Source organism: Paenibacillus sp. FSL R7-0204 (genome assembly GCF_038002225.1).
Lineage (GTDB): Bacteria > Bacillota > Bacilli > Paenibacillales > Paenibacillaceae > Paenibacillus_AQ.
Map to the genome: position 1 here is coordinate 3,170,321 of NZ_JBBOCA010000001.1, position 25,183 is coordinate 3,195,503.

The 25,183-nt window shown below is 49.8% G+C and carries 23 protein-coding genes; 16 read left to right on the forward strand and 7 right to left on the reverse strand.

Annotated features, from left to right (window positions below):
- Positions 1-20 precede the first annotated feature (20 nt).
- Positions 21-638, forward strand: coding sequence for an HAD family hydrolase (locus tag MKX42_RS14115; protein WP_340753045.1), 618 nt, complete (start codon positions 21-23; stop codon positions 636-638).
- Positions 639-731: 93 nt separating this feature from the next.
- Here the strand turns inward: MKX42_RS14115 and MKX42_RS14120 are convergent, their stop codons facing one another.
- Together MKX42_RS14120 and MKX42_RS14125 are read right to left on the reverse strand one after the other, a co-directional pair.
- On the reverse strand, positions 732-1,496 hold the full coding sequence (locus MKX42_RS14120; protein ID WP_340753046.1) for an SDR family NAD(P)-dependent oxidoreductase: 765 nt from the start codon (positions 1,494-1,496) through the stop codon (positions 732-734).
- A 13-nt stretch (positions 1,497-1,509) separates the two neighbouring features.
- A complete protein-coding gene (locus tag MKX42_RS14125) occupies positions 1,510-2,295 on the reverse strand; it encodes an acetoacetate decarboxylase family protein (RefSeq protein ID WP_340753047.1) in 786 nt (261 codons plus the stop codon).
- A 132-nt stretch (positions 2,296-2,427) separates the two neighbouring features.
- Here MKX42_RS14125 and MKX42_RS14130 point away from each other — a divergent pair, with 132 nt between their 5' ends.
- A complete protein-coding gene (locus tag MKX42_RS14130) occupies positions 2,428-4,017 on the forward strand; it encodes a PucR family transcriptional regulator (protein ID WP_340753048.1) in 1,590 nt (529 codons plus the stop codon).
- 4 nt (positions 4,018-4,021) lie between these two features.
- On the opposite strand, the gene MKX42_RS14135 is transcribed toward MKX42_RS14130, so the two are convergent.
- The gene (locus MKX42_RS14135; RefSeq protein ID WP_340753049.1) at positions 4,022-4,552 is read right to left on the reverse strand and encodes a GNAT family N-acetyltransferase; all 531 of its coding nucleotides are present in this window, start codon (positions 4,550-4,552) and stop codon (positions 4,022-4,024) included.
- Between the two features lie 97 nt (positions 4,553-4,649).
- On the opposite strand from MKX42_RS14135, the gene MKX42_RS14140 reads away from it, so the two are divergent.
- The 4 genes from MKX42_RS14140 to MKX42_RS14155 all read left to right on the forward strand — a co-directional run bounded on the left by MKX42_RS14140 (position 4,650) and on the right by MKX42_RS14155 (position 7,206).
- Positions 4,650-5,192, forward strand: a complete 543-nt coding sequence (locus tag MKX42_RS14140; RefSeq protein ID WP_340753050.1) for a hypothetical protein — start codon at positions 4,650-4,652, stop codon at positions 5,190-5,192.
- Positions 5,189-5,341 (forward strand): hypothetical protein, encoded by a 153-nt coding sequence (locus MKX42_RS14145; protein WP_340753051.1) that lies wholly within the window; start codon positions 5,189-5,191, stop codon positions 5,339-5,341. The genes MKX42_RS14140 and MKX42_RS14145 overlap by 4 nt, the downstream gene beginning before the upstream one ends.
- Before the next feature lie 131 nt (positions 5,342-5,472).
- Positions 5,473-6,387 carry a hypothetical protein gene (locus tag MKX42_RS14150; protein ID WP_340753052.1) on the forward strand — a complete coding sequence of 305 codons (915 nt, stop codon included), beginning with the start codon at positions 5,473-5,475 and terminating at the stop codon, positions 6,385-6,387.
- A gap of 459 nt (positions 6,388-6,846) precedes the next feature.
- Positions 6,847-7,206 (forward strand): hypothetical protein, encoded by a 360-nt coding sequence (locus MKX42_RS14155; protein WP_340753053.1) that lies wholly within the window; start codon positions 6,847-6,849, stop codon positions 7,204-7,206.
- A 71-nt stretch (positions 7,207-7,277) separates the two neighbouring features.
- On the opposite strand, the gene MKX42_RS14160 is transcribed toward MKX42_RS14155, so the two are convergent.
- From MKX42_RS14160 to MKX42_RS14175, 4 genes are all read right to left on the reverse strand, one after another.
- Positions 7,278-7,433 (reverse strand): adenylyl-sulfate kinase, encoded by a 156-nt coding sequence (locus MKX42_RS14160; RefSeq protein ID WP_340753054.1) that lies wholly within the window; start codon positions 7,431-7,433, stop codon positions 7,278-7,280.
- Positions 7,434-7,467: 34 nt separating this feature from the next.
- Positions 7,468-8,232 (reverse strand): hypothetical protein, encoded by a 765-nt coding sequence (locus MKX42_RS14165; protein WP_340753055.1) that lies wholly within the window; start codon positions 8,230-8,232, stop codon positions 7,468-7,470.
- Between the two features lie 184 nt (positions 8,233-8,416).
- Entirely contained in the window at positions 8,417-8,635 is a 219-nt protein-coding gene (locus tag MKX42_RS14170) for a helix-turn-helix domain-containing protein (protein WP_340753056.1), read from the reverse strand.
- The gene (locus tag MKX42_RS14175; RefSeq protein WP_340753057.1) at positions 8,575-8,934 is read right to left on the reverse strand and encodes an RNA polymerase sigma factor; all 360 of its coding nucleotides are present in this window, start codon (positions 8,932-8,934) and stop codon (positions 8,575-8,577) included. Before MKX42_RS14175 ends, MKX42_RS14170 begins: the two co-directional genes overlap by 61 nt.
- A 258-nt stretch (positions 8,935-9,192) precedes the next feature.
- Between MKX42_RS14175 and MKX42_RS14180 the strand changes: the two genes are divergently transcribed.
- The 10 genes from MKX42_RS14180 (at position 9,193) to MKX42_RS14225 (ending at position 25,168) form a co-directional block, all read left to right on the forward strand.
- Positions 9,193-9,597: a hypothetical protein gene (locus MKX42_RS14180; protein WP_340753058.1), complete on the forward strand. Its 405-nt coding sequence runs from the start codon at positions 9,193-9,195 to the stop codon at positions 9,595-9,597.
- A 121-nt stretch (positions 9,598-9,718) separates the two neighbouring features.
- On the forward strand, positions 9,719-16,954 hold the full coding sequence (locus tag MKX42_RS14185) for an HYR domain-containing protein (RefSeq protein ID WP_340753059.1): 7,236 nt from the start codon (positions 9,719-9,721) through the stop codon (positions 16,952-16,954).
- A 110-nt stretch (positions 16,955-17,064) separates the two neighbouring features.
- A complete protein-coding gene (locus tag MKX42_RS14190) occupies positions 17,065-17,331 on the forward strand; it encodes a hypothetical protein (RefSeq protein WP_036700963.1) in 267 nt (88 codons plus the stop codon).
- A gap of 25 nt (positions 17,332-17,356) precedes the next feature.
- Positions 17,357-18,154, forward strand: coding sequence for a DUF1906 domain-containing protein (locus MKX42_RS14195; RefSeq protein ID WP_340753060.1), 798 nt, complete (start codon positions 17,357-17,359; stop codon positions 18,152-18,154).
- 159 nt (positions 18,155-18,313) lie between these two features.
- The gene (locus MKX42_RS14200; protein WP_340753061.1) at positions 18,314-22,378 is read left to right on the forward strand and encodes a DNA/RNA non-specific endonuclease; all 4,065 of its coding nucleotides are present in this window, start codon (positions 18,314-18,316) and stop codon (positions 22,376-22,378) included.
- A gap of 6 nt (positions 22,379-22,384) precedes the next feature.
- Positions 22,385-22,864, forward strand: coding sequence for an antitoxin YezG family protein (locus MKX42_RS14205; protein WP_340753062.1), 480 nt, complete (start codon positions 22,385-22,387; stop codon positions 22,862-22,864).
- 265 nt (positions 22,865-23,129) lie between these two features.
- Positions 23,130-23,618, forward strand: coding sequence for a hypothetical protein (locus tag MKX42_RS14210; protein ID WP_340753063.1), 489 nt, complete (start codon positions 23,130-23,132; stop codon positions 23,616-23,618).
- Positions 23,619-23,650: 32 nt separating this feature from the next.
- Positions 23,651-24,097 (forward strand): HNH endonuclease, encoded by a 447-nt coding sequence (locus MKX42_RS14215; protein ID WP_340753064.1) that lies wholly within the window; start codon positions 23,651-23,653, stop codon positions 24,095-24,097.
- Positions 24,098-24,112: 15 nt separating this feature from the next.
- A complete protein-coding gene (locus MKX42_RS14220; RefSeq protein WP_340753065.1) occupies positions 24,113-24,580 on the forward strand; it encodes a DUF6985 domain-containing protein in 468 nt (155 codons plus the stop codon).
- 174 nt (positions 24,581-24,754) lie between these two features.
- A complete protein-coding gene (locus tag MKX42_RS14225) occupies positions 24,755-25,168 on the forward strand; it encodes a hypothetical protein (protein WP_340753066.1) in 414 nt (137 codons plus the stop codon).
- Positions 25,169-25,183: the final 15 nt, after the last annotated feature.

Below are 25,183 nucleotides of genomic sequence, written 5' to 3' on the forward strand. Positions count from 1 at the left end.
AAATGTGAGGGGAATGCGAAATGGACAGTATTATTTTTGATCTGGATGGAACGTTATGGGACCCGACGGAGACTGTCGTGGGCGGTTGGAATCAAGTGATTAACAGCTATAATGGAGCTGCACATGAAGTGACTATAGAAGATTTACAGGGGATTATGGGTCTGCCGGTGCCGGAGGTTGGCCGTAAGCTGTTCCCTGATACGGATGAGGATACCCGGCAGAGGCTGCTGGATGATTGCTGTGACATGGAATGTGATGTGCTGGCGAGACAAGGCGGAAGGTTGTACGCTCGGGTGGAACAGGTGCTTCAGGCACTATCGGCTAACTATAAGCTGTTTATCGTAAGCAACTGCCAGGCGGGGTACATCGAGGCTTTTTATGACTATCATGGGTTGCAGAAGTATTTCACAGACTACGAGAATCCGGGGAGAACCGGACTGTCCAAGGGAGAGAATATCAAGCTTGTCATGGACAGAAATCATCTGGTGAGTCCTGTCTATGTTGGCGATACAGAAGGGGATCTGAAGGCGGCAAGGTTCGCGGGGATTCCTTTTGTATATGCGAGTTACGGATTCGGCGGAGTGAGCAGTTATGATTATGTCATTGACCGGCTGGAGGGGCTATTGGATTCGTTCTAAATCTCTCTTGGATAAGTGAGTACCCTTTTCTGCAAAAACTAGAGCTGTCCTCCAGCTATTCCATGGCCAGGAAGACAGCTCTTTAGGCTAGAATCAGACGGCTGTCCAGCCCCCGTCCACATATAGCGTCTGGCCTGTCGTGTAGCTGGAAGCATCCGAGGCGAAGTAAAGGACAGCGCCGTTCAATTCATCGGGGTTGCCGGGACGTCCCATGGGGCATAGCGTATTATACTGCTCCAGGAAGTGGTCCTGATAGAGTGCGCGTGTCATCCCGCTGGGGAACAGGCTCGGTCCGATCGCATTCACCGTGATTCCGTAAGGAGCGAGGGTCGCGCCCATGCCGCGGGTCAGATTCACGACTGCGCCTTTGGAGGCATTATAGGCATGCAGGGCGGCCAGCTTGCTGCCCTTCACACCGCAGATGGAAGCAAGGCTGATAATGCGGCCCGCCTTGCGTTCCTTCATGGCCGGGATCACAGCTTTGGACATGAGATAAATACTTTTCACATTGGTATCCATCACCCGGTCCCATTCCGCTTCCGCCAGTTCCTCGACAGAGCCTGTGGATGCAACTCCGGCATTATTCACCAGGATATCTATCCGTCCGAAATGCTCCAGAATGCTTGCTACCCCCGATTCTATCTCTCTGCTGCTGGTTACGTCACACTGGAGCGGGAGCACCCGGCGGCCCTGGGCTTCAATCTGTTGCCGCGCCGGTTCGAGCTCGTCCACTTTTACATCCAGCAGGGCAACATCCGCCCCTTGCCCGGCCAGAGCTTGGGCCAATTCTGTGCCTATCCCCCCGGCTGCTCCTGTCACCACCGCTACTTTTCCGCTCAAATCAAATGGATTTCTCACTGGCACACCTCCATTAATTCCACCAGTCCCAGCGTAAGTTGGAGTAAGGAAGGAACTGTACAGGATCTACAGCAGTCAGGACCTCACCGCGTTCAAGAACGGTATTGCTGACCGTGTAGATGCCGCCTAGCATACGGACAACTTCCAGCTCGGCCCAGGGGTCATGCGGAGAGTCATGCAGGTGAATCTCTACTTCTGCCGCTGTGCGCACGCTGACATCCATAGAGGCTGTCTGCCGGATCAGCAGCGGTCCAAGATCGAATCCGCGGCCATCCGGGGACTTGGAATACTTCATGTTGAAGACGGGCAGACCCTCACCGTAATGCTCGGAGATGATACGCTGTCCGTTCCCGGCATTCATTTTCCCGCTAAGCGCGGCCTCTACATGGAAGAATTCAGTGCCCCGCCGGGAGACGCTGCCTGCCACGTGCTGATCCTCCTTCTGGAGACTAATATCGGCCATCTTCTTGGGGAAGCCGTAAATCTCACGCCCCAGGCCCATCGCGATATCATCGCTGATCGGCATGGACAGGCAATAGGTGCCCGGTTGTCCGTTGTAGGCTGCCAGGACGAAGACCGCGGCTTCCCGGTAAGGCTCGCAGAAGCTGGTGCGGGGATAGTTAGCTACAAAAGCGTGCACAAGCGGCCTTGGACCCGGCGTAAGCGGGGCGGGCAGAATGCTGCGGATCACTTCGGGCGAAGTCTCCCAATAGACGGTTAGGGTCTCGGCATTATAGAAGGTCGTAGGTGTATTGATTCTTTTGGTAATTTCATTCACATCTTTTACGAAGCTGCTCATCTGAATCTCCTCCTGTGTTATAGGGTCACGAATAATGTAACATGACTATTCCAGTGATTATATATATGGAAAATATAAAAATAAATGGGAATTTTGTGCGCGGCGCACTATAATAAGCAGGGGGGGAGAGCGATGAGTGTTACCTTTGAACAGATTAGCAGACATTTTAGTAAGCATGCCGTACATATCCAGTGGAACAAAGCATTAACGACAGCCTATTCAGATACGATGCTGATTACGAAAAGCCTGACGCATTTTGCACCTGAATATATCTATGTGGGCTACCAGTCCGGATTACCGGATCACGCAGAAGGGTTGGAGCAGGCCAGCCTGATGCTGATTAATGATACTGTGGAGCCAGCTTCAGGCCAGCATCAGCAGATGTATAGCAGACAGAACCGTATGGAATTTGGGGCAGAGGAAGATGTATTCGAGCTCTATAATCGGACCCGGGAGCTGTTTCTGGAAGAGGCTGAACGGGAGCAGGCCAAGGGCAGAATGCTTGAAGCCTGTGTCGCCGGCAAAGGACTGGATGCAATCGTCTGTGCTGCAGCAGAGCTGATGGGTAATCCGGTGATTATCATCGATGTAAGCTATAAGGTTCTGGCTTCTTCGGATTGTAGCGGGGTTACCGATCCCATCTGGACCGATAATCTGCACAAAGGCTATTGTTCCTATGATTTCATAGCTGCCGTCCACCAACTGAAGAGCGTGCAGACCGGCATAGAGTCGCTGGAGGCTTACGAAGTGGAATGCAGCGGAAGCCAGGTGACCAAGCTGGTCGCCAAGATTAGGATCGGCAGCAAGCCTGTCGGCAATGTAATTGTACTGGGTGACAAACGCCCCATTGAACAGAGGGATCATGAGCTGGCAGGTTTTACGGCCGGGCTGGTGGCGGCCGAGCTGGCGAAGAACAGTTTTTACCGGAATTCCAGCCAGGCGGAATATGAAGAGCTGATCTATGGATTACTGGAGAATGAGGAGAACGGACCGGTACTTATTCAGGAGAGTCTGCGGAGCGGTCTGCATCTGCCCAAGGGCAGATTGTCCGTTCTGGTGCTGGATCTTGCGGGGTATGATGTTTCCGTTTCCGGCAAACACACCGGTTATTTAAGAGATCAGCTGCACCTGTATTTCGGGGAGGAGCGGCTGATCTTTTACCATGAGTATATGGTGGGGGTGAGTGAAGGTGAGTATGTATCTTCCAGGTCAAAAGAGGTTGATCCAAGCTTGCGCAAATTTCTCGTCAGCCATCAGATCCGCCTGGGGATCAGCCGGGAATTCACCGACCTCACAGACTGCCGCAAATATTATCTGCAAGCGCTCAAGGCGCTGGAGATCGGGCGGATCGTCTGGCCTGCGGAGCCGCGTGTGCTATACGCTGATGTGCAGCTGTATGATCTGTTATCCCCGCATGCGCAGCATGATTCCCGGGATGTCAGCCATCCGGCGCTTACGGTCCTGCGTGTATTCGATGAGAAGCATCATGCCGACTTGTATCATACCCTCTATTGCTATTTGAAGAACAACCAGCAGCTGCAAAAAACCGCCGACGAACTATTCGTCCACCGCAACACTCTGCGGTACCGTTTACGCCAGATCGACGAACTGATTCAGCTTGATTTGCGCCAGATCGATCAGGTACTGAGGCTATATATGTCCTATCAAATGACAGATTATCTGGAAAAGCTCAATGGGGGAGGGAGCCCTTGTTGCTCTTGATTTGTTATTTGGCAGCAGCTGCGTTCTCCCGCATTAGCTTCATACACACCTGAGGCTCTTCCTCCACTTCCCTGCAAGGCGCACATAGCTCAAACCCGAATTTCCGCACAGTAGCCATCGATGCAGCGTTCTGCGGATGGGTCAGAATATAGATACAGTCCACATCAAGATGGGTGAAGCACGTACCGAGAAGAATGGGCAGGGCCTCTGACATATAACCTTGTCCCCAATAGTCCTTCCAGATGTCATAACCGATCTCCACCTGCTTCCGCTCAGCGTCCCAATAATGATAGCCGCAGGTGCCAATGAAGGCATGAGTCTCCCGGTCAAACATCCCATAGCGGTGATGGCCTTTACCCTCAGGCTGGGCGTAATGCTCAATGATCTCTATCGCTTCATTATAATCGCAGGGCGGTTCGCTGAAGTATCTGCACATGTCCGGGTCTGAGAATTGTTTGTAGACGGCATCGGTGTCTAATTGATTCAGTAAGCGGAAGTGCAGACGGCTGGTGTTAAAGGGTTCAGATAGATTCATTATGTTCTCTCCTATTTATGAAAAAATCGTATCGTAATTGACCAGTGTATAGATATGGTATATTCTGTATTTAAATGGCATTTAAGGAGGATTTGGGGTGGGTAAATTGAGATTAGAAAACATAGATAACATTGATTCGCTTACTAATATGTTGAAACTAGCGTTTTCCAACGAAGATTGGCACAATATGATTTTAATTGCCGACAGGCTCTACGAAGAGTCTAGTGTTTTATATTATTATCAGCTGAACCAACCCTCCAGTAAATCATCTAACGACAGGCCTTTAATCTACTACCTTGGATTTTCACAGCTATGCAAGGGCGAAGCTTATCAGAAATTGAAACGATATTCAGAATCAAGAGATTGCATCCTGAAATATAAAGATCTTTCATGGGTCAAGGGTGTAGATGAGAAAGACAAGTTTATTATAAAAGATTTTAGTATATTTGCACTAGGAAATACATACACCATTGACTTGATGGAAGGCAAAGAGGATGTGCTGAAAGAGTATGTTCAGTATTTAAAACAGTATCCGAGAGAAATAATTGCCGGAATGGTCACAATCTTTGAATGTGCTATTAAAAAGAATCTACCAATAGAGTGGGTTAAAAAATATTCTAGAAGGAGTGTTAATGGATGAAAAAGACATTTCTCTCATTTCTATTCACAGCGGTAATAATGATTAGCGTTACAACAACGATTTTTGCAGATAATCAGCCGCTAAAAGGGTCAACTCTAATTAACGGTAGTATGGTGGTCACTCCATTTGGTCACGGTGTGGATTACTGATCAATTTTACTTATTCTGTGTTCTACATTATATTAAGCGCCTTGCAGAGATGCAGGGCTTTTTGCATTAAGTAGGCTGTTAATGTATGGTAAAATACAAAGAATGCTATGACCATTGAAAGGGGTGTGCCTATGAAGCCGAAGAGATTAACCAAAAACCTGGCAGTCGCGCTTGCCTCCGCACTGTTATTGACTAGCACCGGAATTACCGTTCTTAGCGCTTTCCCGCAGAAGATTGCGGCGGCGGCAGCGAAGACTACACCAGCCTTCAGCTTATTTGAACAGAGATTGAAGAAGCCGTCTTCCCTCGGGCTGGCCCAAGCTACGCTGGTTAACCGGATCGGCCAGATGACGCAGCTCGAAGCGAATCTGGCAGTACTGCATCTGGAGAATGCACTAAAGGCTTACCTTCCTACGGCAACCAAACGTATGAATGCGCCTGTCGTTCAACTGAATATCAAGAACATATATACGACCGGGATGCCAATGGCGCTCGCACGCTCCAAGGTGAGACAGGCCGAGGTCCGTGTGGTCCTCCAAGACCTGGAGGGCATGGGCTACAAGCTGGTGGAGGATGGGGGATTCGTACCAGCCATTCCTTATAAGAACTTCAAAGTCTTCAAGCCTTATGTCAGTAAGGATCTGCAGGTCTATATTGACCTTATGGCGATAGAGTCGGAACAGCCGATGGTAGCTGCCGAAAAGTTGATGGTGGACTGGTACCAGGTCATTGACCGGGCCGTGCAATACGAGGATTTTGTGCAGACATATAAGAACTCTAACCGCGTTGCGGCGATGACGGAAGCGCTGGAACGCGCCAAGAGAATTGTGTTCAACGGCACGCCCAAGACTCCGCTGTTCGACAAGAAGACACAGGTCATGCTGGAACAAGCGGCGATAGCTTACGAGAATACTTTGTCGGAAGCAGGCCCAGAGAGAATTGAGGGCAGCAGGCTGCTGACCCAGCTTGATGATTTCCTGCTGCTTGTAATGAAGAATGGCGATAAGCGCACACAGGCTGTTATTGATTATCTGAAAGCCTTGTAAATGTAAGGAGCCATTATAATTGTATTAGAGGAACCGGACTGCTTACCCATGCAGCTCCGGTTTTTTGGTTAAAATATAAGAATTTATATGTTTCACACGATAACTTATCCTTCTATTTCTCGCTGAAACGGTACCGACCTTTAAAGGACGGCAAAGCCGTTTCCACTTGGTTAGGAATTTGTGATTTACGTCTGCAAGTGGATAAGTGCTCTTTACTGCTCCAGCCAGCTAGCAAATGGGCAAACATAAGTGAGGTAAAAAAAACTAAGATGATCAAAGGACAAGTAACCTATTACCCAAGGGTGATTTAAGTGTGTGGTCTGGCTGATTAGACCCTGAGTACATATGATCCTATAGGTCTGAAGCGTCATATGTCACAGAACATGTAAGCAATTAAGCTTATAATGTAAGCGTTATCTATTAACGGTGTACATTTAGATGTAAAAGGAGGAAGACGGCTTGAGTGTCCCGAAGGTTTCCTTTAACATGCTAGTCTTTATGGGTTTTAGCCTTCAGTATGCATTGATGCATCTCTTGTCTGCAGGTGAGGTGATTGTGATTTCATCCGCTGAGCTTATCATTTATATGCTGCTAACCTTTGCCGGGCTCGGCAGATTCTTTCGGCGCAGAAGGCGGGCTCTCAACGAGAGGGGCTGCGGAAGCACCGGACTTTTTTTCAGCGTGTTATGGACAGTGTCACTCTGCTCCCAGTTCCGTAAGGAGAACTACCCGGATGCGCTGACTATTATTAATTCACTGGGCGTGTCAGCGGCTGGGCTGATTCTGCTTACTGAGATTATTATTCTGTTCAAGGTATAAGCCAGCTGTACATGAAGAAGCCCCTGTCCTGGGTGAAGGATAGGGGCTTCTTCATGTAACAACGGATCGAATTAATAGATATAACCATGCTCTATCAAGTAGGCGAGAATCAGCTCGGTGGATTGATCCTCGGTATGCTGCTCGGTATCCACAATGATCTCGGGGCTGAGTGGTTCCTCATAGGGGGCAGTCAGGCCGGTGAACCATAGTGTTACTCCGGTATGCAATGTGCAGCCCCACCTTCCATGTCAAACGATTAGGTTACCAGTTGTAATCTGTCTCATAGCCTGCCGGGAAGAGCAGGTAGCCTGCCACCTCTTTGAAGCAAGTCTTCACCTCTTCATTGAACTCGGTCCGCCAGTTCCCGGTTGTGCCGGTGCGGAAGGTATAGGAGGCTTTAGGGTTAATGTTCTGCTCCATAGCGTCCAGGATTGTGTCTAGCGGTAATGGCAGCGGCTTGTCAGCCCAGAGATAACGAATCAGCTGCTCCATGGTCCGGCGGCGTGAGCTGTGGCTGTCTACCAAATGTTCAAAGGCGATCTGCATACAGTCCGCTTCTCCGCTCCATCCGGCGAACTGCCCATACCACGCGGCGATACTCGGGTAATGAAGCTCTGGTATTCCCCGGATTAAAGCCAGAAATTGCTGATTCCGGTCCGGCAGAGAGAGCAGATAGGGGCGCAGCGGATGATTAGGGTATTTGTCTGTTATGAAATACGTATACGAGATGACGATATCTCTTAAGTCACGGTTAAGAAATAACGGCTTGATCTTCAGCTCCCGAAGCATGCCTGACCACCGGGGTGAATAGTACACATGCCCTGCTGTGAAATGTCCGCTGCGGACGAGCAGCAACCGCTGATAGTGGAGGCTGGAGTCTTCCGGATAGCCTTCATAGAATTCATAAGGGTTCTGCTTCATCCCCGGAATGCCTTCCAAGATCTGCTTCATCAGATGAGTACCGCTCTTAGGGACAGAGTTCAAAAATACAATGGGATATTCAACCGAAGGATCGAATGTGTTCATACCTGCCGTGTTCCTCTCTCTTTGAATAGCTGCTAGTCATACTCCTCTATGTATCCTATGAAGCTCTGACTATTGCTGACTAGACATTGTACATAAAAAGTAAGGGAATCTATCTACATTGTATAATCACATGGATTAGCTATTGCCGAAAAATATGTATGTCCAAGCGGTGCTCCTGCTGAATTTATAAATCCTGATAAACAATATTTATGAGTTCAATCTTTAAGGTCTGAATCGCTTCTTCCCGCGGCAGCATAATGAACCGAGATAAATTTTCGATGTCTACCGAGAACAGGCTTAGGATATCCTCCATGGACGCTTTATCGCCGCTTTGCGCCTTTTTTACGGTCTCGATGAATGGGTAAGATTTTCCTTCAGGACTTCCAGTCCCTTGCGCTTCCATTTACTAACCCCCTGTTGAGTCATTTGCAGCTCGGCTGCTACTTCTTGTTCGGGCATTCCTTCTATGACTGTTTTTTTGATGATATACCTGCATTTTTCCCATGGAAGCATATCCAGAAGCTCATCGACAAACAGCTCAGAAACGACCATACTTTCAAAGCTGTTGTCGTAGCATTCATTATCGTAGAGCGGGTTACTTTCCTTTATCAGCTGAATGCGAGTCTTGTACTGGATTCTCCATGCTGAGCGTTTTAATAATTTCCTGCAGGTTTCAACTAATTCGTCATCACAGGTAACCATGAATTTTCCTCCCCATGTTCAGTAGTACCTTCATTCTCAAGACGAGCGGAGCCTGTTCCCCCAGGCTTGACCTAATCCATCGCTGGTCCCCTCATATAACAAGTAAAATATTCCATAGATTCCACAACTGACAAAAACAAAAATTTACATGATTACTATATTTCTAGCGAAAGTTGTAAATATTATTTCGGGATTACCTAGTATTACGAGATTAAAGAACAATAGATTGTCGAATTATCCATTTAGGAGGCGATGGCAATGAGTGATTATGTAACATCTGAGATGATGAGCACCCTGATGACCGTGCTGATTATTCCGCTGCTGGGGCTGCTGGCGAGGTCTGTAATTGCTTATATCAAGCGGGAAATTGCCGGGCTGGAGCAGAGAATTGAGAATGAGGCAGTGAACAGCCTGCTTCAGCGGGCGGGGGATGCTGTTGAATCTGCTGTAATTGCCGTCAATCAGACGTTTGTGGAGTCGCTCAAGCAACAAGGCGATTTCGACACGGAGGCGATGAAGAAATCTTTTCTGCTGGCCAAAGAGAAGGCGATAGCGATCCTGGGTGAATCCGCCCGTAAGGAGCTGAGTCTGGTGATCGGCGACCTCGAAGCATGGCTCGAAACGAAAATCGAAGTTTGTGTGAACCGGAATAAACAGTTGTAAAAACCCGTCCGGGTTTCCCTTTGATTAGTAAAGGAGGTCCAGGCTTCACCATGATCACTATGCTCATTACTAAAAAGTTAGGGGATGTATGATGAAACATTCAAAAAGGAAATGTAAGCTTGTGCAGCAAGGACGGTTGGGCATAATCAGCAGATGGCTGTGTCTCTCGCTTCTAATTCTGATGCTGGCGCCAGGCGCTGTATTCGGGTCGGGGAAAATAGCCCACAACATTCTTCCAGGGCCTGAAGCGGACACTGCCTCTGCAGCAGTGTATGAGGCAGAGCCGCCAGTACCGGAGCCGCAGATTCAACGGGGGGCAACAGTTAAGGATTCGGTCTATCGCTCCGTGTATCAGTCGGTGTATGAGATTGATCCTACCTTGGGAGTCATCCTAAATCATGGAGCCTATCAGATGAGCCTGATGGCGCTCAGCAATGTCGAGGGGTCGATGAGCCCGGTGTCGCCGCTGCTGCAGCAGATCCGGTTGTCGCAGGCCTCGGGTGTGGTTCCAGGGGGGCGCGGCTTTATGCTTCCGCAGGTGGTGGCTGTCAAGGATCTGGCGGGTAATCCGCTGCCGGGTATTCCCGTCACCTTCACCGTCTCGGAGGACAGTACAATTACTGCGGTCATGCGCGGGCTTAACAGTACTGGAATTACAGTGGTGTCGGATGCGAACGGATATGCATCTGCGGCTAACAACTATACAGGATATATAGGAGAAGGCTATCAGGTCTATTCGAAGGGAACCGGGGTCATTAAGACCATGGAGGTAAAAGCTGCCGTTCCCGGTCTTCAGCCTGTTACCTTCAAGGTAGAGGTCGGTGCCGTAGGCTCTAACCTGATCGATACGACGCCGCCTTCCATCAAGGCAACGGCGGTAACGGATAACGGTGCTCCTTACATTGCCGGGACCTGGACCAGTCATTCCGTGACGGTACATTATACGGCAGAGGATACGTTGTCAGCGATCAAATCCCTGACCCCGGATCAGAAATTCACCGCTGAAGGAGCTGGTCAGACGGCAACGGGCAAGGCTGTTGACAGTGCGGCTACCAGTGATGAGGATAAGAACCATTATTCCATCGCAACCTTCGGTCCCATCCATATTGATAAAAGCGCCCCGGTTACAGAGGTAGCTGTAACAGGCGCTGAATCCGGCAGCTGGAGCCGGGGGAAGGTTGCGCTGCATTTTACCGCTCAAGATCCATATTCCGGTGTGGAAGCGATCTATTACAAGCTGGGCGGGAGCGATACCGTGAGAACTGCCGGCCCAAGCGCGGCGCTGGAGCTGGAGCTGGAAGGAGTGACTACTGTCAGCTACTGGGCGGTGGACAGAACCGGGAATGCAGAAGCTCCCCGCACGGTAGTAGTGCAAATTGACAAGAGTGGTCCGCTGATCGCCAGTATTCTAAGTCCGGAAGCGAATGAGAAGGGCTGGAACAGCACGGATGTTACGGTCTCTCTTACCGCGTCAGATGCCCATTCCGGAGTGAAGGAGATCCATTATAGACTCGGAGCGGATGGCGAAGAACAGATTGCGGCAGGCAGCACGGCTGCTTTTGACGTCCCGGTGGAGGGAATTATCCCTCTGGAGTTCTGGGCTGAAGATCATGCAGGTAACCTGACCGCTGTACAGAAGACCGAAGTGAAGATTGACAAGACGATCCCGGTCATTACTGTTCCGGCGAATATTACAATGGAAGCGAAGGCGGTCCGTACCCCTGCCGATATTGGACAGGCCTCCGTTCAGGATATCTCGGTCCCGGATGTTCTCCTGACAAATGATGCACCTGCAGACTATCCGATCGGGACAACTACCGTCAAATGGACAGCGGTGGACCCGGTGGGACTTACCTCCTCGCAGGTGCAGAGAATTACTGTAAAAGACACCACAAAGCCGGTACTAACCGTGCAAGGAGATATGGTTGTGGAAGCTACAGCGGTTAAAACGCCGCTTGTGGTCACCGGAGCGTCGGCTACGGATATTTTCCCGGTTATTGTGGTGAATGACGCGCCGAAGGAATTCCCCATTGGTCCGACTACTGTCACCTGGACGGCGACCGATGCCAACAGCAATGTGACTACAGCAACCCAGAAGGTCACCGTAGTAGACAGAACTAAGCCGTTACTGACGGTTCCAGCCGATATTACAAAGGAAGCTGTAGGCCGAAGAACTGTGGTAGATCCGGGGAAGGCCGCCGCCACAGATATTTTCAAGGTAAATATTACGAATAATGCGCCTGAGGATTATCCGGTGGGCGTAACCAAGGTAAGCTGGACGGCTAAGGATGAGAATGGAAATATCTCTACAGCAGATCAGCTGATCCGCATTACCGATACCACCAAGCCTGTACTGACAATACCGAAGGATATTACCGTAGAAGCTACGGCTAGACGGACGAAGGTGAATATTGGGCAAGCCGAAGCCAGCGATCTGTTCGATGTGCTGTTAACCAAGGATGCCCCGGCGGATTATCCGGTGGGTGTAACCATGGTTACCTGGACCGCCACAGATGAACATGGTAACGTCACCGAGAAAGTGCAGAAGATTACAGTTACAGATACAACGCCTCCACAGCTAACTGTGCCTGGAGACATCACCGCCGAGGCAACCGGCATTAAGACTCCAGTGGAGCTGGGGGAAGCGTCTGCCAAGGATATTTTCAGTGTTACTGTAACCAATAACGCCCCGGAACGCTTCATCTTCGGGACAACAGTCGTTACCTGGACGGCTACAGATGAGAATGGCAACACCACCAAGACAACGCAGACCGTGAAGATCGTAGACACGACGAAGCCGCTGGTTACACTACCAGGCGGTATAACGGCAGAAGCCACTGGAGTAAAAACGAAGGTAGACCTCGGCCAGCCGGTGGTTACAGAAATTTTTGCTGTGACGCTCAAGAATGATGCTCCGGCGGAATTCCCGCTTGGAATCACCAAAGTAACATGGACGATTACGGACGAGCATGGCAATGCAACTAAGGGAACGCAAGAGGTCAAGATCGCAGATACGACCAAACCGGTCATTACAGCACCGGAGGATCTAACGGTAGAGGCCACGGCGGTCAGATCCAAGGTCGCTCTGGGCGAGCCAGTGGTCTTCGATCTGTTCGAGACCGGGATCATTAACGATGCTCCGGTTGATTTCCCGGTCGGCACCACGCTGGTTACCTGGATGGCCAGTGATCCAAGCGGAAATGTGGCAATCGCGAAGCAGAAGGTGACGGTTGTAGATACGACTGCGCCTAAGCTGTCTATCCCTGCAGACGTCAAGGCAGAGGCTACAGCTATCAGAACTCCGGTTGTGACTGGCGAGGCCACGGCTACGGATATTTTTCCGGTTACTGTAACGAGCAATGCTCCTGAGAGTTATGCCGTGGGCGTTACCGAGGTCATCTGGACGGCGAAGGATGCCAACGGTCTGGTAACTACCGGCAAGCAAAAGGTGACTGTAGTGGATACTACCTTGCCAATACTGACGGTTCCGCAGGATATCAGTTTGGAGGCTACCGCAGTAAATACTCCGGTACAAATCGGCAAGGCTACGGCTACGGATCTGTTCCCGGTCACGGTGGTCAGCAATGCTCCGGCCAGCTACCCGCTCGGCAAGACCATTGTTACCTGGAAGGCGACAGATGCGAACGGCAACTTCAGCACCGGCACGCAGACAATTACGGTAAAAGACACAACGGCCCCGGTAATCGCTGACATTCCGGACTACATTGCAGAAGCTACCGGGCAGACAATGCAGATTAAGCTGCCGGTGCCTGCAGTCACCGATATCTTCGGAATTGCTGCGGTGAGCAGCAACGCTCCGGCTTCCTATCCCCTGGGCGTGACTGAAGTCACCTGGAGAGCGAAGGATGTGAACGGCAACGTATCCACACGTAATCAAAAGGTTACTATCTTGGATACCACGAAGCCTGTGCTTGCTGTACCGGAAGATATAGTTGTGGAAGCGGCGGCGGTTGAGACTCCGTTAGAGATCGGCGAGGCCACGGCTACAGATATTTTCAAGGTGACGGTGAAGAATAATGCCCCTGAAGCGTATCCGCTGGGCGTAACAGAAGTAGTGTGGACGGCAACGGATGCGAACGGCAATGTGACTACGAAGGTACAGAAGATTAAGGTCGTGGACACGACGAAGCCAACATTGACTGTGCCGGAGGATCTGTCCGTAGAAGCAACGGCTGTTGAGACTCCTGTGGAGATCGGTCAAGTGTCAGCTGCGGATATCTTTAAGGTGACGGTGAAGAATAATGCCCCTGAAGCGTATCCGCTAGGCGTAACAGAAGTAGTGTGGACGGCAATGGACGCGAACGGCAATGTGACTACGAAGGTACAGAAGATTAAGGTCGTGGACACGACGAAGCCTGTGCTTGCTGTACCGGAAGATATTACTGTAGAAGCGGCGGCGGTAGAGACTCCGGTGGAGATCGGCGAGGCCACGGCTACAGATATTTTCAAGGTGACGGTGAAGAATAATGCCCCTGAAGCGTATCCGCTAGGCGTAACAGAAGTAGTGTGGACGGCAATGGACGCGAACGGCAATGTGACTACGAAGGTACAGAAGATTAAGGTCGTGGACACGACGAAGCCTGTGCTTGCTGTACCGGAAGATATTACTGTAGAAGCGGCGGCGGTAGAGACTCCGGTGGAGATCGGCGAGGCCACGGCTACAGATATTTTCAAGGTGACGGTGAAGAATAATGCCCCTGAAGCGTATCCGCTAGGCATAACAGAAGTAGTGTGGACGGCAATGGACGCGAACGGCAACGTGACTACGAAGGTGCAGAAGATTAAGGTCGTGGACACGACGAAGCCGACGCTGACTGTGCCGGAGGATCTGACCGTAGAAGCAACGGCAGTGAAGACTCCAGTGGAGACCGGTCAAGCGTCTGCTACGGATATTTTCAAGGTGACGGTGACATCGGATGCTCCAGCTGCTTATCCGCTGGGAACAACGACAGTTACCTGGAAGGCCAAAGATATCAATGGTAACGAGGTAACCGGGGTACAGCGGATTACCGTAGTCGATACGACACAGCCCTTGCTGAAATTCGAAGGACCACTGCAGCTTACCAAGGAAGCAACGGCTCTGGAAACACCGGTAGAACTGGAAGTGCCAGCGGTGCTGGATTTCTTCCCGGTCACTCTAACGACAGATGCTCCTGGAGAGCATGGCGCCATCACTTCAGAGGAGACCTTAACCGCGAATTTCCCTATCGGTACTACGATTGTAAAATGGACTGCTACAGATAGCAGCGGAAACTCCGCAGTGGGCATCGTGAAGGTGACCATTGTGGATACGGTCAAGCCTGCGCTTAAGCTTCCCGCTGACATTACTCTAGAAGCATCAGCCCTAAAGACGCCAGTGGAGATCGGCGTGGCAACAGGGACGGATATTTTCAAGGTAACAGTAATCAGTAATGCTCCTGAGAGCTATGGGTTGGGAGTGACCGAAGTGGTCTGGACCGCTACGGATGCAAACGGTAATGTCAGCACTGGCGTGCAGAAGATTACGGTGGTGGATACCACGAAGCCTGTGTTGAAGCTACCAACTGACAAGACGGTCGAGGCAACGGCGCTGAAAACTCCGGTGGAGATCGGCGTGGCAACAGGGACGGATATTTTCAAGGTAACAGTAATCAGTAATGCTCCTGAGAGCTATGGGTTGGGAGTGACCGAAGTGGTCTGGACCGCTACGGATGCAAACGGTAATGTCAGCACTGGCGTGCAGAAGATTACGGTGGTGGATACCACGAAGCCTGTGTTGAAGCTACCGGCTGACAAGACGGTCGAAGCAACGGCGCTGAAAACTCCGGTGGAGATTGGCGTGGCAACGGGAACTGACATTTTCAAGGTAACAGTAACCAGTAATGCTCCTGAGAGCTATGGGTTGGGAGTGACCGAAGTGGTCTGGACCGCTACGGATGCAAACGGCAATGTCAGCACTGGCGTGCAGAAGATTACGGTGGTGGATACCACGAAGCCTGTGTTGAAGCTTCCGGCTGACAAGACGGTAGAAGCATCAGCCCTGAAAACTCCGGTGGAGATCGGCGTGGCAACAGGGACGGATATTTTCAAGGTAACAGTAATCAGTAATGCTCCTGAGAGCTATGGGTTGGGAGTGACCGAAGTGGTCTGGACCGCTACGGATGCAAACGGTAATGTCAGCACTGGCGTGCAGAAGATTACGGTGGTGGATACGACGAAGCCGGTGCTGAAGCTTCCGGCTGACAAGACGGTGGAAGCAACGGCGCTGAAAACTCCAGTGGAGATCGGCGTGGCAACAGGGACAGATATTTTCAAAGTCACAATAACCAGTAATGCGCCTGAGAGCTATGCGCTAGGAACAACAGATGTCACTTGGACGGCTACGGATGCGAATGGCAATGTCAGCACTGGCGTGCAGAAGATTACGGTGGTGGATACCACGAAGCCGGTGTTGAAGCTTCCGGCTGACAAGACGGTGGAAGCAACGGCGCTGAAAACTCCAGTGGAGATCGGCGTAGCAACAGGGACGGACATTTTTAAAGTAACAGTAACCAGTAATGCGCCTGAGAGCTATGGGCTGGGAACCACAGATGTCACTTGGACCGCTACAGATGCGAATGGCAATGTCAGCACGGGCGTGCAGAAGATTACGGTGGTGGATACGACGAAGCCAGTGCTGAAAGCTCCGGCAGATGTTGCTGCTCCGGCAACCGGAACCAAGACGCTTGTGAACCTGGGCCAAGCTACAGCGAGCGATATCTTCGGAGTTGTGCTGAAGAATGATGCTCCGGCTGACGGCTTCCCGTTAGGAATAACAGTGGTCACCTGGACGGCTACGGATGTGAATGGCAATGTATCGACGGCGGTGCAGAATGTAACTGTCACTCAGACGTTCAAGGTTCAATCGTTTAATGCGAGCCGAAGCAGCGTGACGAATACGATTTTCCCGAGAATATCCTTTGAGAATACCAGCAAGTCGACCTTGCAGCTCTCCAGCATCAAGCTTAGATATTACTACACTATCGATGGTGAGAAATTCCAGAGCTTCTACACGGATTATGCCAGAGTAGCGGGCTCGAATACCAGGGTGATTCAGTCCTATGTTACGGGAAGCTTCCAGAAGACAGCAGGCAAAACCGGCAGTGATTATTATCTGGAAATCGGCTTCACCAACAGTGCCGGAAGTCTGAAGCCGGGAGAAATTGTAGAAATTCAGTGCAGATTCTGGAAATCGGATTTCTCTAATTATTATCAGACCAATGATTATTCCTTCAATGGACAGGCAACGGGCTTTACAGATACCAGCAAAATTACGGCCTACTCCTACGGCAATCTGATTGCAGGTATGGAACCGTAAGCGGCTAAGTACAGCATTGCACAGCTTCCAGGCTGCTTCCAGATCAGTGGCTGCAGCTTGGAGCTATTCATTAACGGGAGATCAACCAGCTCCATTAGCGGGGGTACGATATGCCAGACGACATGAATGAAATCCTTCAACGGTTGACCCGGGTGGAAACCAAGCTCGACATCATGAACAGTGCAAGGGATATTGCGCTTGAGGCTATGCAGAGCAGCAAATCAGCGCATTTGCGGATGGATGAGATGCGGGATGAGCTGTCCAGATTGAAGCTCAGGCAAGGGGAGAATCAGCGCTGGCTGGTGGGCACAATCATTAGCAGCGTGGGGATGTGTATTGCCGCAGCGGGACTTTTGATGAAAATATTAATCGGGTAGCAGACAGGAAGAAGGAGATGGGGGAATGGCCAAAGGCTTTGATTGCGCAGCACCGCTAACACGTACACTGGCTAAAAAATTCAAGGAGGATGGTCACGAATTCGTATGCCGTTACCTCGTGCCCTCCGGCTGGAAAAGGTTAACCCAGGCGGAGGCGGTTGCCATCAGCGCTGCGGGGCTGCAAATTGTCTCTGTGTATGAAACGACCGCCAGCCGTGCGCTGGGAGGCCGTGCAGCGGGTCTGACAGACGGGGCGATTGCCGCACAGACGGCCCTTGCGGTTGGACAACCTGCCGGGAGCCGGATCTACTTCGCCGTTGATTTCGATGCCTCTGCAAAACAGATGGATACGGTGATAGAGTATATTACGGCAGCAGGAGAAGCCGCCCGGAATTACCAGTCGGGTGTTTACGGGAGCGTGACCGTTATTGAAGCTGCAATGGCCGCTAAGGCCTGCACCGGCTTTTGGCAGACGTATGCCTGGAGTAAAGGCCGAAAAGCGGAGGGTATCCACATTTATCAATACGACAACGGCCCCAAGGGATTGGGTCAGCCGGTTCACGGGGTGAATGTGGACCTCAATCAGTCGAGTGGAGAGGCGGGCTGGTGGAGCACACAGTCTGCTGCGGTTCCTGCACCAGGCAATGTAAACGGGGAGGGAAAAGACTATATGATGAAGAAAGAGGATGCGGGCAAGATCATTGCTTTTCTTCAAGCGGCTTATATGGCTGCAGGTAATGCAGAGTCTGGAAAAGAATTTCACCGTCTGGCGAATGAGCTGCGCAAAGCCTCGGGCCAAGCGGCAGACCCGAATAACCGTTAATCCGCAGAATGGTTAACAGGCTGCCTTAGGGCGGCCTTTTTGACATGAGAATATACATAATTAATTGAATAAATGGATTTATTTATAACTCCGGCTGTAAAAAGCGCTATGGATTTTACTTTATCTATAGGATCGATTTTTTACAGAGGGGGGACTCCATTGCAGACCCAAGCAACCGTAAGTAAGGAGAAAGATAAAGCATCCGGCGGGCATAAACCATACAGCAATCCGCAGGTATTCATTCGTCCGGCAGCCGCGAAACAACCGGACCCGGTAGAGATTATCCGGCGTGTCCGCCAGAATCCGGCTTCCTTAAGCCGTGAAGACAAGCTGGCGCTCCAGCGCACACTCGGCAACCGGGCCGTGGTTCAATTGTTGTCGAGTCTGAAGGAGGATGGGAAGAAGAAAGAGCAGGCAGATCATGGAACCCAGGCGGCTGGACCAAGTAAGAGCGTGGCCGCAGAAGCCCAGATGGAAGAGCATACGGATTCACCGGAACCGGTGCAAGCAGAAGCAGAGCAAGCCAGCGCTCCGGCTGAATCCAAGATGCAGAGCAAGGAGGAGCCCGAGGGCCAGGCAGCAAGCGCTGCTGCGTCTGTCACACAAACTAAGCCTGCTAGTGGGGGCAGTTCTTCAGGTCCCGTAGCCGTCAAAAAGACACCAGCGCCTGCCCGGGCAAAGGGGAGGGCTGAGGCCGCTGCAGAGGGGCAAGCTGAAGCGGCAGAACGAGAGGACGACGCTCGGTCTGCAGAAGAAGCCGTCGAAGAGCCGTCTGCGGAGCCGTTGAATCCCGGGAAGGCGGAGGAGTCCGCAGCAGCTCAGGGAGAGGATGCGCCGGAGCCAGCCAAGAAGTCCGCCGCCTCCAAAGGAGCAGATGAACCGAAGAAAGCGTCCAAGGAGCCATCGCTTGGAGCAGCACTCGGTGCGTTAGCGGGAGATGGGAAGGAGAAGCCGGCGAAGGGCAAGACGGTGAAGATCAGCGGTGAAGATCCGGGGCAGATTCTGGATCAGCTGACACAGGTTCAGCCCACAGAGCTGGGGGATGCCTATGCCCAGGCGGTGAATGTATCCTCCGGTGCCTTCACGAAGCAGACGCAGAAGACCAAGCAAGGGCTGCCTGCTGTTCCGGTACCGATCGGCTTGAAAGGGAAGCCCTTGCAGGCCCGGAAGAAACCGGCAGCGCTGAAGCACACTGTGAAGGAAGGCTTCAAAAGCGAGCGTACCGGCGGGGCTGTTCCTGCGGGGAAGCTGGATAAAATGAACATTAGTTCTTCCGGTTTCGGGAGCAATCCAGAGGCGATGCTCAGCGAAATCCGATCCGCAGCCGCCCAGCCGCCGGGAATCAGCATGACCGGGGAGGCAGATCCCTCCCAGATGGAGGGCTTTCATCAGGAGGCCTCCCAGCAGGTGAGCGCAGCCAAGCAGGCGGAGATGGGCCAGATTAAGCAGCCGTTCGGGGAGAATGAGATCTATCCTGAGCCGGATGGCACCGTGGTGAAGGCTGCTGCAGGGCTGAAAGGCGGGCAGGCACCCGGGGCCAAAAAACTGCCTGCGCTGGCACTGCCTGCAGATATGACTGCCGGACTGAACCATAGTCTGGCTCCAGAGATGAAGAAGCAGCTTGGTACCAAGCAGGCGGAATATAAGAAGGAACAAGCCAAATTCGACAGTAAAGTGCTGAGCTCCAAAGCTGACAGCCAGGCGCAAATCCGGCAGGCCGAGACCGAGGCGAAGAACAAGCAGATCAGCCAGCAGACTGGAGCCAAAGCAGAAGTCACCCAATTGCAGGGCGAGTGGAAAAAGGAGCTGGATGCTGCCGAGACGGACTATACCAAACAGGCCGGGTCAGCCGCCCAGCAGAAGAAGCAGGAGATCAACAGCGTCCGCACTGACAAAGAGCGGGAAGCTCAGAAGAAGCAGTCTGAAGCGGAGCGGGAAGCGACGCAGGCCTACAGTAAAGCTAAGAAAGAAGCAGATGGCAAGCATGAAGAGGAGAAGGCTAAGGAAGAGAAGAAGGGCGGCTTTCTCGGTTGGGTGAAGGGCAAGCTGGAAGCTGTCGTCGAACTCGTTAAGAAAGCAGTTAACTTCATTTTTGAGGGTCTCCGCAAAGCAGTTAAGTTCATTTTTGACAAAGCAAAGCAGGCTGTACTGGGCATCATTGAACTGGGCCGCAAGCTGATTACAACCCTGATCAAGGGACTGGGTGTGTTGCTTAAAAAGCTGGTGTCCGTTGTATTTGCCAAGTTCCCCGGCATTGCGGCCAAGATATGCAGCAAGATTGACGGAGTTGTCAATAAGGCCATTAAAGCGGTCAACCAGCTGGCCCAGAAGCTCAAGACCAAGGTCACTCAGGTGATGGACTTCCTGGCTGCTAAGGTGGATCAGGCGCTGGCAGCAGTGCAGAACTTCTATTCCAAGCTGATCTCAACGCTCGGCAATCTGCTGATTGCAACTTTCCTGGATGTGCTCGTCCGTATAGGAGCGCTCGGGAAGGCAGCGAAGCGTTCATTCAGCCATCTGGAAGGGAAGATGTGGGAGTATCTGCTCGGAGTAGATATCTCCAAGCCAATGGGGGCTGGAGCAGCAGAAGGCGGAGCTGCAGAACAGGCAGAGGGCGCGGGTCCGGCAGCGGATGAGAAGCTGACCGCTGAAGATATCGAGATGGAATCGGTGGAGCAGGGCGAGATGGACCCTGCACTGGTGCAGGAGGCAAACCTGAAAGACGGAGAAACCAAAGAGATGTCCGGCAGCCGCGACCCGGCTACAATGGACAGCATAATGGCGGAATTCGACACCGGAGCAGCCAATCAGAGCCTTGGCGGCAAAATTGCAGACGGTGCGAAGCTGCGCGCAGGCAATGCGAAAATGTTGTTTGACCAAATTAAATCATTTGTAATAAAATGGATGAAGAGTAATGGATTGAAGCTACTGGCTGCAGTCATCGGGATATTGGCTGGGATCGTGGTCGCAGAGATTGTAACAGGCGGAGCGATTACGGCTGCACTTCCGATGATTATTAACATCATCACCGTATACCTGCAGGCAGATGCGATTAAGTCCGTGGCACAGACCATTGTCCAGGCCTCCGGCTATATTGGCACCTACCTGAGCCAGGGCTGGCAGAAGATGATTGAGCCTGCGGCCATCGCGCTCGCAACCGCACTGGCCATGGGACTCGTTGAGCTCGCTATGGAGCTGGGCTTCAAGGCCATAGGAGCAGGAGTCAAGAAAGCCGGACAAGCAGCGAAAAAGGGTATTGATGCAGCCGCGAAGGGTGCCAAGAACTTAGCGGGCGCAGGAGCCAAAGGCATCAAGAGCCTGCTGAAATCCGGAGCCAAGCTGGCCTCCAGGAGCGGCAGCATGATTATACGTAATGGTAAAGTCGTGATCAAGAGCCTGCAAAAAGGGCTCATGAAGGGGGCCAAAAATCTCCGGGGCCTGCTGGACCGGATTCTGCAGAAGTTCAAGTTCAAGAAGTTTAAGCTGGTGCGCAAGGGCAAGCATATTCGTCTGTACGGCGAGGTTAATCCTTGGGTGTTGCTGGCTGATGGAACGATTCAAGAAGTAGATAGTCTGGATGGAAGAAAAGCTGGCATTAGTACTCAGGCTGGGTTGGATAAGATTAAGAGTTTGCCCGAATCCCAAAGAATTGCTATCTATAACGCGGCTGCGTTGAGAAAAGACGGAAAGATTGATTTTAGCAGGATTGATAAAAATCTTAGAAAATCAATTAAGTATGTTGATCGATTCGATAAAGTCAGTAAGAAAAAAGTTTTAAAACCAAATGTAAAGTACTCATCACGAGCAGGATATAAGTACGAAACAGATATATTAGGTCGAATCGATAATGTTGAAGCTGATTTACAACTGGGTAAGGTTAAGAGAAACCCTTATGCACAAAGTAATGTGGGCGGAGATGAAAGAATTCGAGGAGAGTATCCAGAGAGAGATGATGGAGGCCACTTAATCGGAAGTCAATTTAAAGGTTCTGGAGGAATTGATAATTTAGTTCCTATGAATTCTCAAATCAATGAAGCTGGAGGAAGTTGGCATGAACTTGAAAAAGAATGGGCAGAAGCTTTGAATAAAGGGGGGAAAGTGAAATTGAAAATTAAGCCTCAGTATTCAAGTGATTCTGTAAGACCTACTAGTTTCAAAATTGAATATTCGATAAATGGTGGGAAGACTCAAAGACCTATAATAAAAAATCAAATTGGAGGCTAAAATAATATGGAAATGCAATTGGATAAATTATACTCAGATATCGCAGAGCGCATATTAGATATGCTGCCTGAAGATAAGTGGGAAGAGATTAATTTGCACGCAGAGATACTTGATGACTCTAGTAATGTATACTTTTATTTCAATACTCAAGCGGATAAGGAATTTCAATACTCTCATGATATTCCAAATATATATGGTGTGAGCGATGAAATATATGATGAATTGTTAACTGAATTAAATGGGAAATTTGAAGAATTAAGAGGAATCTTTATTCATAATGGGCAGGAGAAATGGACTAATGTAACAGTGGTTCTGAAGTATCCTAGTAAATTTAAAATCAATTTTGGATACGAAGATATTTTAGCCTCTAAAATATCTCCAACACAACGACAGATGATTTTTGAATATCAGTATCTAGGTATATTTCCTAATGGGGAAGAGAATAAAAAAATAATAGAGAATTTTGTGAAAAGTCAAGCAGAATAAGTATAAATTAATGTTATGCTTATGTAGCTATATTTCATATACGGGTAATTTAATTGTGTCACTGATTTTTACAAAATATAGGGATTCTAAAAGAATAACAATATCATTTATTGAAGCTTATTCCCTTTAAAGTAAGGGGGTTAATAAGCTTCTTTTATTAATGTTATTCATCATAATGCAATTCAATTGATGAGGGTTCATTTAAATTCTCCCATCCCCAAAACTAACTTTATGGTATGAACAAGAAATATAGAGTGAGGAGAGCTTGCTGAAATCCGGAGCCAAGCTGGCCTCCAAGAGCGGCAGGATGATTATACGTAATGGTAAAATCGTAATTAAGAGCCTGCAAAAGGGGCTCATGAAGGGGGCCAAAAAGCTCCGGGGCCTGCTGGACCGGATTCTGCAGAAGTTCAAGTTCAAGAAGTTTAAGCTGGTGCGCAAGGGCAAGTATATCCGTCTGTACGGCGAGGTTAATCCTTGGGTGCTGTTGATTGACGGAACGATTCAAGAAGTAGATAGTCTGGATGGAAGAAAAGCAGGGATTAATACTCAGGCAGAACTCGATAAGATAAAGAGCCTGAAACCATCTGAGAGAATTGATGTTTATAATAATGCGGTTACAAAACCTGACGGTAAATTGATTTTGATAGTATTAAGTTGCCTGATACTAATGTTCCTACAGCATTCAAACAGACAGATTTTGCTAGTTCTTATCAAGATAGATTACATCAAACACCTGGTAAAAAGAATGTAAAGGTTAGCTTTGAGGCAACTAGAGGTGAATCATTGGCTACTCTCAAGCAACCCGCAGATCCAAAATTAAAACAAATACTAGATGATGCTGGAGTTAAGGGAATCAAATACAAGAACTCAGTTCCTGACTTCTCTCCTGTTGCTAAAGCTCAGGTGGAAGTCGATCATATGCTAGGGGGATTAGGGGATATGGGGAAAAAAGCTCGACGAATTAATTTTGCCCAAGCAGATTTGAAATTAGTTGATCAGCTTAATGCCTCCCCTGAATTGGCACGTCAGTTTGGAATGAAAGCGGGATCAATTAAAAGAGCAGATGTAGCAAAATATCGAAATAGAAACGGTTTAACTTGGCATGAGCTAAATGATGTAAAAACTCTACAGCTCGTTCCTACTGAGATCAATGATACATTTGGACACCTAGGTGGAGTAGGAGAAATAAATGCAGGAGCGTTTGAGTTTGGTGGATTTGCTCATAAATAAAGAGGAGGCTGTGAAATGATTATAAACGATGAGGTTTTTGGAGAACTAAACTATGAATTTGGTTGGACAAAGGATACCACTATTAATTTTTTTGGAAAGGAATATGAGATATCAATAATGATTGATGGTGAAGAAGATGAAGAAATTGATGAAGAGCAACATGAATCATATACTTCATTGCTGCAACATTGGGGGGAGTTGCAGCATAGTTTCATAGATGCAATTTTGAAATATTATATTCAGAAGAGACATGAGCTTGGTTATAATGTGGAATTTAATGGAAGTTATCCGTTAATTACAACGACAGATCAATTATTAAACCATATATCATTGTCAGGAATAACTATTCCGTTTCCAGATATTAATGAAGGCAGAGATATAGGGATTACGTTTGACTGCACTTGGGATAACGAGAATGGTTTAGGTCTTCGTCTAGTTAATGAACAAGTTTTAAAAGTCGGTTATCAGGATGTGGCAATTTAACTACCCTTTTTTCTGTTTCATAAGAAATAAATAATAAGCTGAAGTAAATATCTCGTAATATGTAAAATGGTGCATTAATGGATAATCCATAATGCACTCTTTTTTTCTATTAAATTCTTCTGCTTTATCTCGAAATTTGAAAATTCCTCGCCAGTCATTGTGATATTGGCCGCTTTGGTTGTCGCAGAGATTGTGACCGGTGGGGCTATAACCGCCGCACTTCCGATGATTATCAACATCATCACCGTATACCTGCAAGCAGATGCCAAAAAATCCGTAGCACAGACCATTGTCCAAGCCTCCGGCTACATCGGCACTTACCTTAGCCAGGGCTGGCAGAAGATGATCGAACCTGCCGCAATTGCGCTCGCTACTGCACTGGCGATGGGGCTGGTTGAGCTGGCGATGGCGGGCGGCTTCAAAGCTGTCGGAGCCAACCTCAAGAAAGCCGGACAAGCTGTCAAGAAGGGCGTCGGAGCGGCAGCCAGCGGGGTGAAGAACGTTGTAGGCGCAGGAGCCAAAGGCATCAAGAGCCTGCTGAAATCCGGAGCCAAGCTGGCCTCCAAGAGCGGCAGCATGATTACGTAATGGTAAAATCGTGAT

Bases quoted from the DNA above. Each gene is read 5' to 3' on its own strand.
- MKX42_RS14115 (WP_340753045.1), top strand. From the start codon at position 21: ATGGACAGTATTATTTTTGATCTGGATGGAACGTTATGGGACCCGACG.
- MKX42_RS14125 (WP_340753047.1), bottom strand. From the start codon at position 2,295: ATGAGCAGCTTCGTAAAAGATGTGAATGAAATTACCAAAAGAATCAAT.
- MKX42_RS14130 (WP_340753048.1), top strand. From the start codon at position 2,428: ATGAGTGTTACCTTTGAACAGATTAGCAGACATTTTAGTAAGCATGCC.
- MKX42_RS14135 (WP_340753049.1), bottom strand. From the start codon at position 4,552: ATGAATCTATCTGAACCCTTTAACACCAGCCGTCTGCACTTCCGCTTA.
- MKX42_RS14145 (WP_340753051.1), top strand. From the start codon at position 5,189: ATGAAAAAGACATTTCTCTCATTTCTATTCACAGCGGTAATAATGATT.
- MKX42_RS14150 (WP_340753052.1), top strand. From the start codon at position 5,473: ATGAAGCCGAAGAGATTAACCAAAAACCTGGCAGTCGCGCTTGCCTCC.
- MKX42_RS14165 (WP_340753055.1), bottom strand. From the start codon at position 8,232: ATGAACACATTCGATCCTTCGGTTGAATATCCCATTGTATTTTTGAAC.
- MKX42_RS14170 (WP_340753056.1), bottom strand. From the start codon at position 8,635: ATGGAAGCGCAAGGGACTGGAAGTCCTGAAGGAAAATCTTACCCATTC.
- MKX42_RS14175 (WP_340753057.1), bottom strand. From the start codon at position 8,934: ATGGTTACCTGTGATGACGAATTAGTTGAAACCTGCAGGAAATTATTA.
- MKX42_RS14180 (WP_340753058.1), top strand. From the start codon at position 9,193: ATGAGTGATTATGTAACATCTGAGATGATGAGCACCCTGATGACCGTG.
- MKX42_RS14190 (WP_036700963.1), top strand. From the start codon at position 17,065: ATGCCAGACGACATGAATGAAATCCTTCAACGGTTGACCCGGGTGGAA.
- MKX42_RS14195 (WP_340753060.1), top strand. From the start codon at position 17,357: ATGGCCAAAGGCTTTGATTGCGCAGCACCGCTAACACGTACACTGGCT.
- MKX42_RS14205 (WP_340753062.1), top strand. From the start codon at position 22,385: ATGGAAATGCAATTGGATAAATTATACTCAGATATCGCAGAGCGCATA.
- MKX42_RS14220 (WP_340753065.1), top strand. From the start codon at position 24,113: ATGATTATAAACGATGAGGTTTTTGGAGAACTAAACTATGAATTTGGT.